Source organism: Chryseobacterium sp. B21-037 (assembly GCF_028570785.1).
Classification (GTDB): Bacteria; Bacteroidota; Bacteroidia; order Flavobacteriales; family Weeksellaceae; genus Chryseobacterium; species Chryseobacterium proteolyticum.
The window spans coordinates 4,124,405-4,140,307 of record NZ_JALGCB010000001.1; the positions used below are offsets into that span (position 1 = coordinate 4,124,405).

Annotated in this window: 9 protein-coding genes; 3 read left to right on the forward strand and 6 right to left on the reverse strand. The window is 35.4% G+C overall.

Translation table 11 applies throughout. The features are described 5' to 3' along the window. Positions 1-70 precede the first annotated feature (70 nt). From MTQ00_RS18460 to metF, 3 genes are read left to right on the forward strand one after another with little or no spacing between them, the layout of a single operon-like run. Positions 71-1,162 (forward strand): fatty acid desaturase family protein, encoded by a 1,092-nt coding sequence (locus tag MTQ00_RS18460; RefSeq protein ID WP_273650575.1) that lies wholly within the window; start codon positions 71-73, stop codon positions 1,160-1,162. A gap of 7 nt (positions 1,163-1,169) precedes the next feature. After that, positions 1,170-3,830, forward strand: coding sequence for a methionine synthase (metH, locus tag MTQ00_RS18465; RefSeq protein ID WP_273650576.1), 2,661 nt, complete (start codon positions 1,170-1,172; stop codon positions 3,828-3,830). Positions 3,831-3,837: 7 nt separating this feature from the next. Next, positions 3,838-4,797, forward strand: coding sequence for a methylenetetrahydrofolate reductase [NAD(P)H] (metF, locus tag MTQ00_RS18470; RefSeq protein ID WP_273650577.1), 960 nt, complete (start codon positions 3,838-3,840; stop codon positions 4,795-4,797). A 1,273-nt stretch (positions 4,798-6,070) separates the two neighbouring features. On the opposite strand, the gene MTQ00_RS18475 is transcribed toward metF, so the two are convergent. The 6 genes from MTQ00_RS18475 to MTQ00_RS18500 form a co-directional block, all read right to left on the reverse strand. Next, positions 6,071-6,388, reverse strand: a complete 318-nt coding sequence (locus MTQ00_RS18475; RefSeq protein WP_273650578.1) for a DUF1493 family protein — start codon at positions 6,386-6,388, stop codon at positions 6,071-6,073. Positions 6,389-6,392: 4 nt separating this feature from the next. Further along, entirely contained in the window at positions 6,393-7,094 is a 702-nt protein-coding gene (locus tag MTQ00_RS18480) for a hypothetical protein (RefSeq protein ID WP_273650579.1), read from the reverse strand. 139 nt (positions 7,095-7,233) lie between these two features. Next, positions 7,234-7,776 (reverse strand): hypothetical protein, encoded by a 543-nt coding sequence (locus MTQ00_RS18485; protein ID WP_273650580.1) that lies wholly within the window; start codon positions 7,774-7,776, stop codon positions 7,234-7,236. Continuing rightward, positions 7,776-8,381 carry a hypothetical protein gene (locus tag MTQ00_RS18490; protein WP_273650581.1) on the reverse strand — a complete coding sequence of 202 codons (606 nt, stop codon included), beginning with the start codon at positions 8,379-8,381 and terminating at the stop codon, positions 7,776-7,778. Before MTQ00_RS18490 ends, MTQ00_RS18485 begins: the two co-directional genes overlap by 1 nt. A gap of 184 nt (positions 8,382-8,565) precedes the next feature. Continuing rightward, a complete protein-coding gene (locus tag MTQ00_RS18495; RefSeq protein WP_273650582.1) occupies positions 8,566-9,138 on the reverse strand; it encodes a hypothetical protein in 573 nt (190 codons plus the stop codon). Then, positions 9,135-15,878 carry an RHS repeat-associated core domain-containing protein gene (locus tag MTQ00_RS18500; protein ID WP_273650583.1) on the reverse strand — a complete coding sequence of 2,248 codons (6,744 nt, stop codon included), beginning with the start codon at positions 15,876-15,878 and terminating at the stop codon, positions 9,135-9,137. Before MTQ00_RS18500 ends, MTQ00_RS18495 begins: the two co-directional genes overlap by 4 nt. Positions 15,879-15,903: the final 25 nt, after the last annotated feature.

Below are 15,903 nucleotides of genomic sequence, written 5' to 3' on the forward strand. Positions count from 1 at the left end.
TTTTTCATTGAATCAATTGTAAGATAACGGTTTAGTATTATTATTTTTAAGTTAAACTAAAACTAATCATATGGAAAAGCCGAGTTACTTAAAGAGTGCAGAAGACACAAAAATCTTTAATGAATTAAGAAAAAAGGTGAACCAGAGAGTCGAAAACATAGAGGAAAACAGAGATATCTACATTCAGATTAAAGCTGTTTTATTGCCCCTTATTTATATTGGGCTATATGTTTTTGCGTTGATTAATGTTGAGAAATCTTTGCTTTATATTTTGAGTTTTGTGTTAATGGGAATTATGTTGGTGTTGATCTATCTGAATTTAATTCATGAAGCGGCTCACAATAATATATTCAAAAACAAAAGATTAAATAGCTGGGTACTGCAAATTTTTGATTTTGTGGGAGCCAATTCTTATATCTGGAAGAAAAGGCATATTGCAAGCCATCATGCATATCCGAATGTAGACGGATGGGATACTGATATAGAGCAGAGTGGTTTACTGCTGATTGTTCCATGGATCCGGGCAAAAGGAGTGCAGAAATACCAGCATCTGTTTTTCTTTCTGGTGTATCCTTTATATTTATTCAACTGGATGTTTATCAGGGATTTCAGGGATTTCTTTGATAAGGAAAGGGTTATTTTAAAAACCCAGGGCGCCATTCCAGTTGTTGAGAAAGTAAAGATGGTTGTTTATAAACTCTTTTATTTCTTTTATCAGATTGTTGTTCCTGTTGTATTCTTTAAAGTTTCGATTGGATTGGCGATAGGAGCCTGGTTTTTACAGGTCATTACAGCAAGCATTTTTGCTTTGTTTGTTTTATTGCCATTACATCCGCTTCCCGATAATGCTTTTCCAAAATTAGATGAGAAAAACTCACTTCCATACAGCTGGATTCGGCATCAGTTGGAAGTAACCAATGATTTAACCAATAATAATTGGATGATCAGAAATGTATTGGGGAATTTCAATTTTCATGTGGCTCACCACCTCTTTCCAAATTATAGCTATATGTACTATAACGAGATAACAGAAGAAATAGAAGAGTTTGCTAGAGAACATGGTTTAGTATACAAAAGATTTCCAATTTTTACCGCTTTAGGCAAACATGTGGAGTTGCTGAGGCAAAATGCAAATAATGCATATTACATTTTAGAAGAATAAAAAATTGATGAAATATTTAAGATTATCGGGCCTTGAGCCTCTTATCATAACACCGGAAAGTAATTTCATCAACGTTGGTGAAAGGACTAATGTTGCCGGTTCTAAAAAGTTTTTAAGATTAATCAAGGAAGAAAAATTTCCTGAAGCATTAGATATTGCAAGACATCAGGTGGAAGGGGGAGCGCAGATCCTCGATGTTAATTTTGACGACGGACTGATTGATGGAAAAACATCAATGGTTAAATTCCTGAATCTGATTGCTTCCGAACCTGATATCGCGAGAATTCCCATTATGGTGGATTCTTCCAAATGGGAGATCCTGGAAGCAGGACTACAGGTTGTTCAAGGAAAATGTGTGGTGAATTCTATCAGTTTAAAAGGAGGGGAAGAAGAATTCATCAGACAGGCAAAAGCAATAAAAAGATATGGTGCTGCTGTTATTGTGATGGCTTTTGATGAAGAAGGACAGGCAGATACCTTAGACAGAAGAATAGAAATTTCAAAGCGGTCATATGATATTTTAGTTAATCAGATTGATTTTCCCGCTGAGGATATTATTTTCGATTTAAATATCTTCCCTGTTGCAACAGGAATGGATGAGCATAGAAGAAATGCCTTGGATTTTATCGATGCAACGCGATGGGTAAGACAAAACCTTCCCTATGCCTCTGTAAGTGGTGGAGTTAGTAACGTTTCATTTTCCTTTCGGGGGAATGATACGGTAAGAGAAGCGATGCACTCGGTTTTTCTTTATCATGCGATTCAGGCAGGAATGAATATGGGGATTGTGAACCCTGCGATGCTTGAGGTATATGATGAAATCAATAAAGAATTACTGGAGCTTGTAGAAGATGTTATTCTAGATAAAAGGGAAGATGCTACTGAACGGCTTCTGGATTATTCTGAAAAGCATAAATCTGTAAAAAAAGAGAAAACGGAAGATCTGGAATGGAGAACAAAACCTCTTCAGGACAGAATTACCCATGCTTTGGTAAAGGGAATAGATCGTTTTATAGAAGAAGATGTAGAAGAAGCAAGAAAAGAAGCAGAAAAACCATTGCATGTTATTGAGGTCAACCTGATGACGGGAATGGGTGTTGTAGGAGATTTATTCGGAAGCGGAAAGATGTTTCTTCCGCAGGTAGTAAAATCTGCACGGGTAATGAAAAAGGCAGTTGCCTATCTTCAGCCTTTCATCGAAGCGGAAAAAGATGGTTCAAGACCTGCGAATGGTAAAATACTTATGGCTACCGTAAAAGGAGACGTTCACGATATCGGAAAAAATATTGTTAGTGTTGTTTTGGGTTGTAATAATTATGAAATCGTAGACCTTGGAGTAATGGTTCCGGCTGAGAAAATTATTCAGACGGCAATTGAAGAAAACGTGGATGTTATAGGACTGAGCGGCTTAATTACACCAAGCCTTGATGAAATGGTGTATATTGCTGCTGAGCTGGAAAGACAAAATTTGGATTTTCCATTACTAATAGGAGGAGCTACCACATCAAAAGCGCACACAGCCGTAAAAATAGATCTGAAGTATAAAAACGCTGTTGTACATGTAAACGACGCTTCCCGGGCGGTAAATGTGGTAAGTTCTTTATTGGGAGACCGGAATAAGGAGTATGTGGATGACTTAAAAAGTGAATATTCGGATTTCCGTGAAAAGTTCCTGAACAGACAGATCGATAAAGATTACGTCTCTATTGAAGAAGCCAGAAGAAATCATTTTAAAATAGACTGGGAAAGCGAACAAATCTTTACACCCAACAATATCGGTGTACAAATCTTTCAGGATCAGGATCTGAATGAATTGGTTCCGTTTATTGACTGGTCACCTTTCTTCAGGAGCTGGGATCTTCATGGGAAATACCCGAACATATTAGAGGATGAGGTAGTAGGGGCTCAGGCAAAAGAGCTATTTAAAGATGCTCAGGTGATCCTGAAAAAAATTCTTGATGAGAAGCTTCTTACTGCAAAGGCCATATTTGGAGTTTTTAAAGCCAATGCTAATGAAACGGATGATATTATCATCTTTGATGAAAATGATCAGGAACAGACAAGGTTTTTGACTTTAAGACAGCAGGTTCAAAAGTCCAAAGGCAAAGAGTATCTCGCATTAAGTGATTTTATCGCTCCCCAAAGTTCAGGAAAGACAGATTATATGGGAGCTTTCTGTGTAACAACAGGTTTTGGAACAGATGAGCTTTCTGCAGAATATGAAAAGGCGAATGATGATTACAATTCCATTATGGTAAAGGCCTTGGCAGACAGATTCGCTGAAGCATATGCCGAATTTTTACATAAAAAAATAAGAACAGAATATTGGGGGTATGCAAAACAGGAAGAGCTAAGCAATGAGGAACTTATTGCCGAAAAATATAAAGGAATACGTCCTGCTCCCGGATATCCTGCTTGCCCTGACCATCTGGAAAAGAAAACCATTTGGGATCTTTTAAAAGTAGAAGAAAATATAGGCGTTTATCTTACCGAAAGTTTAGCAATGTTCCCTACAGCGTCAGTTTCCGGATATTATTTTGGCAGCCCTCATGCAAAATATTTCGGGTTGGGGAAAATCACAGAAGATCAATTAAAAGACTACGCCGCACGAAGGGGGTGTAGCATTCAGGAAGCCAAAAAATGGCTGTCACCTAATTTAGCAGATTAAAACAAGCATGAAGATTACTGAACATATAAAAAAAGCAAATGGAAAGACTTTATTCTCTTTAGAAGTGGTTCCGCCACAAAAGGGAATTGGTATTGAGGACCTTTACAGGAATATAGATCCTTTAATGGAATTCAAACCGCCTTTTATTGATGTTACAACTTCCAGGGAAGAATATATTTATCTTGATAAAGGAAATGGTCTGATGGAACGCAGAATTACAAGAATGCGCCCCGGAACCTTGGGGATATGTTCTGCTATTCAGCATAAATATAATGTAGATACCGTTCCCCATTTATTATGTGGAGGCTTTACAAAAGAAGAAACAGAGTACCTTTTGGTAGATTGTATGTATCTCGGGATTGAGAATATTATGGCACTGAGAGGAGATGCGATGAAAGGGCATCAGTATTTTGAAGCAACACCAGGCGGACATGAAAGTGCGATGGATCTTGTATATCAAATTAATGATCTCGGACGTGGAAAATACCTTCATAATGAAGATGAGGTTGGTGACGAACTGAATAAATTCTGCATTGGAGTTGCAGGATATCCCGAAAAGCATATTGAAGCCCCTTCAATGAACTATGACCTTAAATGGCTAAAACAAAAGGTAGATGCGGGTGCAGATTACATCGTCACGCAAATGTTTTTTGATAATAAAAAATACATTGAGTTTGTTCACAAAGCAAGGGAAATGGGAATTACGGTTCCTATTATTCCGGGAATCAAACCTATTGCAACCAAAAAGCATTTAAAATTATTACCACAAGTATTTAAAATCGATTTGCCCGAAGAATTGATCAGTGAAGTTGAAAATGCCAGAAACAATGAAGCTGTAAAGCAAATTGGGGTAGAGTGGGCAATCAATCAGTGCCGGGAACTTCTGGATTTTGGAGTGCCTGTTTTACATTTTTATTCTATGGGTAAAAGTGATAACATAAAGAAAGTCGCAGGGGAATTATTTTAATGAAGGAGTATTAATGAAAGGAATCCCTGTTGTTCTATCAACAGGGATTTTTTTATAAAATAGGATAATCCGAATTATTGCGGGTAATGAATGTTTATAGAATTTATCTTCTTTTCATTTAAATTGAAATAATATATATTATTTGTATTGTCGTTCTGTTGATAAAAAATTACGTCATTTACACTTCTTATAATATTATAATGGTAACCTGTAGATGGCAAAACAGGAAATTCTTTTTTAGCTTTTAAGTCTAACATTACTAATTGATATGATGATGCACATAGTACATTATTATTTGTCAGTAATACAGGGTTAGAATACATTGTAGAATTTTCGTAATGTGTCGTTTGTAATCATAATTTTATTAAGTGTTTTTGGATTCGTTATGTTATGGTCTGGATTAAAGAAAAACAAACCACTTTCATCTGGGGATCCTCGCATAGAAATTACTAAGCTATCTTTTCCTAAATTTAAAATCTCCTGCATATAATATGAGTTTAAATTTGAAATTTTTTTTGATTTTAAATTATTTATGTCTAATTCATAAATGTCATAATTATGATAAGCATTTGATACAGTTGGAGAATACGATTGAAAAGTTTTCGCTTGCAGATAAAATATTTTATTGGATTGTGAAAATATATAATCGGAAATAAATCCATCACCAACTTTAATTTCTTAGTTATTTTATGACTAAGGAGATCGTAAAAGTGAAATTCGGGACGTAATTTATTTTTAGGATAATATAAAGCAATTATAGTTTTACCATTATCAGAATATTTTGGGTTAATATAATTTCCGGGACCTTTGAAAATATTGTATGTTATTCTATTATTGGTATTAATAAGCTTAGCATATACAGAATATAGTGAATCCTCTTTGTAAGAGAAAATTATAGTCTTAATATCAGGTGAAACATCAAATCCATTCAAATATGATTTCTTTTTATTTTGATTACAAGAATATAACAAAATTAATAAAAATATATAGGGTAGTCTACTCATCTTATGCTTCGAGGTATTTGGTTAATTATAATATAAGGGTATTGTTATCCGAAATTATTCAAATAATTCATTGTCATTCTTGTAGCGGAAGAATAATATCTCAATCCACCACCTATCCAATCTCCATTTACAGAAGACCCTGCATTATTTATAGCATAGCTTAAGCATAAGTGTTTCCCGAGTTACTTATCAGAGCAGCATAAGTGTTGTGGATGATAATGACTGTGTTATAAAAACTAGCTCCTCGCAAAGGCAAGGAGCTAGTTTTTTCATTCCGGATCAAACCATTTCTGCCTTTTTGTTACTTCTATCATGTGAGCGATTGTTATTGAAGGTTTAGAAATGGTATTAGTCTTAATTCCTATTTTTATTAAAAATTTCTCTATCAGAAAATTATTGTAAAAATACTTATTTACATTAAACTCATTACTGTTTTTAATATTGAAATCTTTAAAAAAAGATTCAAATAGACATTCCATATCCATAAAATCTTCATTTTTATCATTAATAATTGTTTTATATTTCAGTTCTTCATTATAATACCCACGTTTTTGAAAATAATCTACTACAATATCAGTTGTATCCATTTAATTATTTGTTTATATTATTATAGATTAATCCTCCTCCTATACTGAATCTTCCTGCACCGAACCAAACAGCATTTCGACCATAAAAACTAGCCCAATTCCTTGTCAGCCCGGCTTTAACTCCAGTGAAATATGGAAGTTTTTTTATTAATCCACCCAATAAATTTATCTTTTTATAACCATAAATTTTAGAGTAGTGAAGAGAAGACTCTAAGACGGTTTTACTAGCCTTACCTAGAACAGGAATACCTAATTTAGCTTTACTGAGATTAGTTACTCCCATTTTGATTAAACCCAATCCAGCTTTCACTTCTCCTGTACCAATAAACATAGATGTTACATCCCAGCCAGCATCATAGGAGGCTCCTCCGGTTCCAATAGTTCTTATTCTGTATCCATAGCCTTCTACGCTTGAACTAACTTCTCCACCCTGGAATGTACCTATTTTTACCGATGTAGAAGATATTACATTTCCATTATCATCATACATGTAATCTGTAGTATTCCCTCCATCATTATTGATTTTTTTACCAGCTTTATCGTAACCATTATAGGGTGCGTCTCTCAAATGCGCCACATGATTTAATCCTGTAACTATACCCCCAATCAAAGCTCCTTGCCAGAAGTTTCCTCTTGTGAGTTCTGATCCAATCCCTCCTGCTAAGGCTCCAAAAGCAATCGTACCCACGGTACTGTTATTATCCACCACACAAAAGATTCGTGCGGTATCGGGTGTAAGGGTTTTATCTTTATCCAGGGTTATTATCTAACCTCTTTTTTCTTCAACCATACAAAAGGATTGACTTCGTTGATTTTCATTTCGTGCGGTAATGAGGAGTTATTTTTTAGTATACAAATTCTACCATATTAGATTTATATATTTTGGATTTTATTTTTAACTGAACTTGCATCTTATATTTTTTTCCTCTTTCTAAAGAATAAAACGCATACCAACAGTCAAACATTCTACAAGGATAATCTTGAAATAATTCCTTTGCATTTCTGTAAACTAAAAATTTATACTTTAATTTTTTAATTTTTCCCTTATGAATAAATATTTTCTCATTTTTTCTTTTTTCAATATTTTCTAACTCTTTTTTATAAAATGAGGGTGGTTCGTCGGGATGTGGTAAAATGTATGCATTTTGCATTGGAACTACGGTAGCCCCATCAAAAACAAATAAATATAAATTATTTTCATACATAGGGTATATCTCCGTTTCATTCATAGCTCCATTAATACTCGTAGATGTTAAATCTGTATTTAAATTTAGCTTTTCATTAGAAATTATGCCAACATTCAAATTATTATTTTGTTTTTGCAAGTTAATACTTACTTGTTGAGCATAGCTACAACAGAAAGCCAAAAGAAAAATAATATATTTCATTACCAATTATTTTTTACTTTATAATAATTATACCATTGTTTAGATAATGCTGAGGGAGCAAATGTTATCTCCCATTGATATGCTCTAAACTCCAGCGCTTCTCTATAATAAATATTTGCAGGCTTTTGATCATTCTTGTAAAACTTCAAATAACTATTAAATATTGATTTTGCGGTTTCATTAATAAAATCTATTGAATGAACTAGCTCATGGCCAACAGTCTGATAAAGTTTGAAATATGAGAATGTTTTTGACTTATTTAAAATGATATTTCCTGTTTTATCATTTGTTTCTCCTAATCTATTAGATTGATTCGTTTTCCCATATCCGATAGGAACATTTCCGGATTTTTTATGCATAGAAGATAATGTGTCTGTACTAAGAACCATATCAAGGCTTTCCTGCGTGTTAGGTGCTGTTGCATTTACGTCCTTTACTCCGACTGCATGTAGTTCCTTTTCAGCAATGGATTTAGTTCCAATCCTATGCATCGCATGATTCAATCCAGCAACAATACCACCTATAACGGCTCCTTGCCAGAAGTTTCCTCCTGTGAGTTCTGATCCAATCCCTCCTGCTAAGGCTCCAAAAGCAATCGTACCCACGGCACTATTGGCAGCATCGCCTACAAGTTTCTGTTATTACCCACTACACGAAAGATTCTTGCGGTAGTGGGGTGTAAGAGTTTTATCTTTATCTAGGGTTATTATCTAACCTCTTTTTTCTTTAACCATACAAAAGAATTGACTTCGTTGATTTTCATTTCGTTCGGTAATGAGGAGTTATTTTTTAATATACAAATTCTACCATATTAGATTTATATATTTTAGATTTTATTTTTAACTGAACTTGCATTTTATACTTTTTTCCTCTTTCTAAAGAATAAAACTCATACCAACAATTTAATAATGTACATGGATAATCTTTGAAAAGAGATTCCATATCAGCATAGACCCGAAATGGAAATTCCAATAAAACGCCTTTAGATTTAGAAATATTTATATTGATTTGACTTAGGTCTAAACGTGCCTTTTCAAGTATTTCTTTTTCTTTCCAATACGCTTCAGATTGTTCAATAGATTCAAATCTAATATTTCCTATTTTATTAGCAATTCCGCTTTCAATGAAATTATTTTTTTCATCATATAAAAACAATGTTAATTTTTTCTCCCTTATCCCTGATTTTTTGACCTGATAAAATGTATTATTGGCATATTCTATATCCTTCCTGATTTCAAGATTATTGCCTGATTTCAGAGTAATATTTATGTATTGCAAATTATCACTCAATTTTAGATCAATATTTTGAGGAAAAAGAAATTCATAAAATAATGTAGTAATTAAAAAAACTATTCTTTTCATAATCCTAATAATGATTTATATTTGTTGTATTGTTGTGATGACCACCAATCTTTTGCATAGCGCATTTCCCAACCATATGCCCGATATTCTTTCCAATTGTTATACCTTTCCATTGAACGTTCTGGATTGTTCGAAAAACGTTTCATATAAATACCATACTGTCTTACAGCTGCTCCTGAAATAAAATCAATAGCATGAGTAAGTTCATGTCCAACGGTTTGATAAAGTTTGAAGTATGAAAATGTCGAATTTTTATTTAAAACAATACTTACAGCTCTTCTTGAACTTGCATTTGGTGTTGTTTCAGCTTCATTGCCAAGATCCGTAGTCCCATATCCGATAGGAACATTTCCGGATTTTTTATGCATAGAAGATAATGTGTCTGTACTAAGAACCGTATCAAGGCTTTCCTGCGTGTTAGGTGCTGTTGCATTTACGTCCTTTACTCCGACTGCATTTAGTTCCTTTTCAGCAATGGATTTAGTTCCAATCCTATGCATCGCATGATTCAATCCAGCAACAATACCACCTATAACGGCTCCTTGCCAGAAGTTTCCTCCTGTGAGTTCTGATCCAATCCCTCCTGCTAAGGCTCCAAAAGCAATCGTACCCACGGTACTGTTGGCAGCATCGCCTACAAGTTTCTGAAAACCTGCTGCCCCTAAACTTCCCAGAGCTCCTGAAGCAAAAGCCTGAAGAAACCCACTGCCATTATTCTGCACCATTCCCAATACTCCTTGTGAGAGGCCATGAGCCCCGGCTTGTAATACTGCATTACCAAAGGTTTTCGCGGCGGCGGAAAAAATAGTTCCTATCCCAAAGGTAGCAGCACCCCCGACCGCGCCAAAGAACATCGATTTTAAGGCTCCCCCAAAACTCCATTTATCTATATTTCCTGTGAGTCCCAGTGTCAATTTATAAGATACCAGCCCTACAGCAGCTCCTATAAATACAGCTTTCCATATTGCAAACATTGAAATCCCTAATAATGTGACCAATTCTTCTCCACTGGGATCATTAAACATTAAAGGATTATTCAATACATATCCATACTTATTATAATTCTGGGTGTTGGTGGGGTCCTGTATATTCTCGTCCGCATTTAAAAATCTTCTTAATAGAGGATCATACAACCTTCCGTTCATATGAATGATTCCTACTTCTGTAAAATGCTCATGGCTGGTGTAGCCTCTTTCAATTAAGAGTGATGAATTACGAATTACATTTTGATCGGTAATAATAGCTCCATTCCCAATTTTAAGATGGGTAAAGTTACCCCATGCGTCAAAATGCCTTTGTTCCAGTTTATTTCCTGCCTCATCGCTAATCGCCAGAATACTTCCGATATAATCTTTGTGCAAAAATTTATAAGATCCACTGCTCTCTGTATAGTCTTTCAAATATACAATATTAGAATCATAAGGTGTTCCTCCAATATACAGGATGTGCTTTTCCTTTCCAGTGGTATTATCTTTGATCACCTCATAGCTTCCATCTTCACTATAGAATTTTGTAAACTTTCCTTCTCCATCATTGCTAAAGTTACCTCCATAACTCACCCTTTGCCTCATGCTGGTTAAACCATATTGGAAAGCCACATCTCCTTTTTCTCCATCAATGAATACCGGATCATTGTTTTCGTTATAAGAAATACTCTGGATTAAGTCATTGTTATAGTTTTGTGTTCCTGCAGTATTCAATGTCATACCAGTAGGTTGATAGATCTTCTGGCTGTTCTCAAACTTAATTGTTCCCACCTGATCGTTTTGGGTGATTCTTCCCTTTACATCATAGACATTTCTATTGGCAGAAGGTTTAACCCCCGTTACTGGATTGGTCCAGTTAATAAGTCTGTTGTTATCATCATAGTCAAAGGATTCAATAATATTAAAGTCTCCTCCGGTGGTTCTGCTCTTGAGTTCATTTTTAATCGCATCAAAGGAGTAGGAAAGCTGTAAGATACTTGCTTTTACTTTGGAAGAGTGATTGACCTGGCTTAAGAAACCATCAGCTGCATAGGTGTTATTGATGTTGGTTGCACCCAGCATAGCTTTTAGAACCTGACCTTTGGCATTGGTTTCCTGAAGCTGCCACAGGGTTTTACCTGTCCGTTTGTCTTTTACCTGAAGCAGTTCCCCATTCCAATTGCTGTAGAAATTTTCTATCTGTATTTTAGTCAATACCCCGGAAGAATAGAGTTGTTTTTCATAGGAAATCACTCTTGCTTTATCATCGTAGGTAATTCCTTTTTGGATAAAGTATTTTCCATTGCTGCTTTCCGATGAGGATAAAACTCTTCCCTGTGGATCATAAATTATGCTGGCATTGTATGCCTGACCTTTAGAGGTTCCTGATTTTGAAATCACCCTTCCTTTGTCATCATAAGAGAAAGTGATATTTTTGTTAGTGGCTTCCCCACCGTCCATTGTAGAGATTTCTTTCTGGGAAATAAGCTGACCTAGATTATTATAAGTATATTCTTTCGTTCCCTTGGGGCTAATAATCTTTTTAGGTTGTCCGGAACCATTATATTCATATTTATAGATTCCATTCGACGGATCATTAAATTCTGATTTTCTACCCCAAGGGTCATATTTTGTCGTGACGATATTTTCAGCGTATTGGGCTTTGATTTGTTCACCAGCAGCATTATAGCTAAATTGAATGGTTCCTCCTTTATCAGTACTTGAAATTACATTTCCTAAGGCATCTGTTGTTTTGGTGGTTGTTCTTCCATAGCCATTCAATTCTTTGACCGTTGTGGTCAGCCCTGAAACAGAAGTCTCTGCTTTCTTGCCATTGAATGAGGTCGCCGTTATCTTAGCTGGAAATACAGTATCATCATACGAAATACTATTCCACTGATTGGCTGATTGACCTTCAAAATAGGGTTCGCTTTCTTTGATTTTTCTACCCAATATATCATATTGAGTTTCTTTAGAAATATATCTTCCTTGTCCAAAGGCTTTAGTGGAAGTCTTATATTCCTGGCCTTGTTTATTGGTATACTTTTTAGTTATATTCCCATCCGGATCATTTTGAGTCATCGTAATATTAGTATTACTATCTCTCTCATATTGATAAGAAGTGATTCCGTTCAGATTGGTTTTGGAGGTTAAGAGTTTACCCCATCCATCATATTTATTTTCTAAGGTATTGCCTAATGGATCGGTTTGCTTTTCAATCTGCCCCCAGTCATTATACACAATATTGGTTTCAAGACCTAAATTGTCCATTTTTTTTACCACAAAACGGCCTTTAGGATCATACCTGCTTTCCGTATTCTGAATCCGTGAATCTATACTATTACTTATTGCCCTTTTTGTAATATTTCCGAAGGCATCATAGTTATAGGTTTCTGTTATAGATTCGGTATTATTTCTGTTCCAGGTGATCTGTGTTTTTAACAGGTTATTTTCATAGGTATATTCTTCTTTGGTTCTTTTGGTATCCCCATAAGCCTGTACAACATCCTCTTTAATTTTCGGACGACCAATGTAATAATTGGTTCCTGTTCCTGATGGATTATGGAAATAGTCAAAGGTTGAAGTAGTTATAGCAAAGTTATTGTTGATTCTGGTTTCCCTTTTTGCAGGAAGATAATAATCTCCATAGATAATCGTGCTTGCTGTAAGGGTATTGGTTAAAAAATCCTTGATTTTATTAGTCGTAGGTATAATGGCTACCACTACCTTATGCCGGTTTGCCTCCGTAATATTGGTTGTAACCTGTCCGTCTACCAGTTGTTGTCTTTCGTAAATGGTTGATTTAAAGCTTAAAAGCTGGGTATTGTTTTCAGAGATGTTGGCGGGGAAGATCAAATTTTCGTTATTGGTACGGATAGACCATTCTTTTACGGGAACGCCCTCATTCAATGGATCGATCTCTACTCCGGACCAGATTTTGGTAGCTTCAAACCCATCTGCATACCACGAAGAACGGGCGGTCTGGCGGAAGCCAATACTTCCCCGACCCTGCAAATGACTTACAAATCCTCTATAACGGAAATCTTGTTTACGGACTCCGTTATTGGTGGTCTGAAGTAGTTGTGATACTGCATACAATCCAGAAAATTTATTTACCTCAATATAAGGGTATTCTTCTTTTTTTACTGAAGTATAAAGATTGGGATTGGTAGAGGGGTTCAGTTCCTTGTATTCTATATTTGTACTTAGATCTCCTTGCACAATGGAAGAAATTCTTGAGTAAGTGCCGGTATCTCTAAAGCCATTAGCTTCAAGAAAAATAAACCTTTCACAATCGGTTTTGCCACAGTTTTGAGGTTTCCCAAGAATAATGACTTTCTTTCCATCTCTATACATCGTTGTTGTTGCAAAAGGAACGACAACCTGATTAAAATAAAAATTCTTTGTCGGCCCATGTTGAGTGAATACGATAGGTACTCCATTAGAATTTGCTGTAGTAAAAACTTTTGAGGAAACGCTGGTATTTTCCCAGTTAAAATGATTGTTCCAACTATGATCAACAAAAGAAACAGTAGTTGCAATGAATTCTGATCTTCCGTCTCCGTCTAAATCATCAGCAGCAAAAAGTTGCCCCGTAAACGTGGCATACCTACACCCTGATTCGAAAAACGTATTATGCACTCCCTCCTTACTCGTTTCGTAATTCAAGGTAAAATAGGCCAGGTTATTTTTTACTTCTTTTATAAAACCCACTCCATTGGAAATATATAAGTTCCAATGAGATGATTTGTCTGCTTGAGGAATCATTAAATCCGCTTTTCCGTCTCCATTAAAATCTCCTACAATAGCCCTGTCAAAAACGCCTTCCAGGCGAGATATATTTCTTATTGTTGCAGTAAAGCCATTTTGCCCTTTTTTATAACTCTCTATGGACCCATTATAAGAAATAAACTCAAGGACACCATCGCCATCGAAATCTCCGGCTAATGACTCAAATAAAGATTTTGTTCCCCCTCCCGCATGAGAAACTTGCATATCATCATACAGAGAGACAATCATCGTTCTGGAATTATTATTACACTTCCTATCAATGATAGGAAATGTTTGATCCTGATCCGGATTATTAGTTACCTCATCGTTACAATACATATCTGTAATTTTCAAGATCAGTTCAGACTGATTGTCTCCGTCAAGATCAAGTTCTTTACTTGCTTCAAGAGTTGAGTTTAGAGAGCTGTTTAAAGTTATAGTATAGGAGGGGTTATTAGGATAAGGTGCATATTCGTAATCATTGGATGAAGAATAATCATATTTGTCTCCAGATAAAGTTTTCTCAAACTCTGCTATAAGTTGATTATCATCGTTCACAGAATACCCACGTATGATTAAATCTTTTTTTAGAGTTCCATTAATTGTTTTTTGCTCTAGTGTAACCCAACCTTGTCGTGTTAATAACTGGTTTTGTGTATTTTTTATGGTAAAAGAAGTACTTGATGACCAGATTTGGGCATTCATGTAAGCAAGACTTCCAACAGGTACTTTGGTATTATTTCCAAAAACATCTTTATATAAAATAATATTGGTTCCTTCATTTCTTAATACATCGACTTTTCCATCCCCATCAAAATCTCCATTAATTCCTTTATTATCTCCATTCACATCGTAAATTCGGGATTCTTTCCAATCTTTCACCGTGGCATTTTCATAGGTGAAAAGTATAGGATTGGCAGACTCTTGCTTAGCATTCTGCTCAGTAATCGACTTTACCAGCTGATATTTATTATCACTATTAAGCTCATTGAGAATCTTATATTTTTTAAATAAGAGACCATTGGTATGGACGGTAATGTCTTTTAGTAAATTAGACTGGATAAAGCTCTGTGTCTTAAGATAAGAAGTCTCTGTCAATTGTCTTGCTTCATAATTAAATGAAATAGTATTAAAATGAGCGGTATTACTATTTTCATTTCCTCCCCATTGTATATTTGAAATGATGGCTACATTATTGGATTGAGTATATTGATAGCTAATATAATTACCTTGAGCATCTTTCCATTTTACAATATTGTAGTCTACCGGAGTTCTTGCCGGACTATTTCCTGAAGTGGTCGCTCCATACCAGGCTTGAGATCCGTCTTCAAAAGTAATCACCCAATATAATGGTCCTTTCCATGCTTGCCCGGTTATTGTTCCTATTGATTTTACTTTAATATTAGAGTATTTTTCCGTCACATATTCTGAGCCATCTTTTCCGTATTCCCCGGATTTTAAGATCAGTCTTTGTCCATTGTAGCTGTAATAATCCGACTCATCTAACTGAACTCCTTTAATCTCACCATCTTTTTCCATATTCCTTCCAGTTCTTGAAATCGAGGTGATTCCTGATAAACTCCATCCATATCCCGCAATTCCATTTCCGGAACCACTGGAGTAAATAAGATTAGCTTGTGGGGCTACACTTTTTATCCCGGGAGGCAAAGCTATTGGCAGGGTAAATTGTAATTGACCTGACTCGGATACTTCAATATTTCCTTTCGTATCATTGAAGCTTTGTCCTTCCGGGGCAGTTGTGCCGTATGGATTGGTTGCTCCTGCATTAGAATCTGTTGGACCTCCTCCCGGATTTTCTGTAGCAGGTCCAATCTGTGCCACAAATGGATTTGAGGTATCCGCAGCTGCTTTGAATCCCTGTGCCAGTAGTATGGCCTGTGGGTCCTGTACTGTTCGTGAGGCGTTTTCCTGCTGATATAGAATTGTTTGTGAAAAGCCCAATAGTGAGCAGAATGAAATAATAAACGAGTATAAAAATTTCATAGATGATAAAATAATAAGTAATACT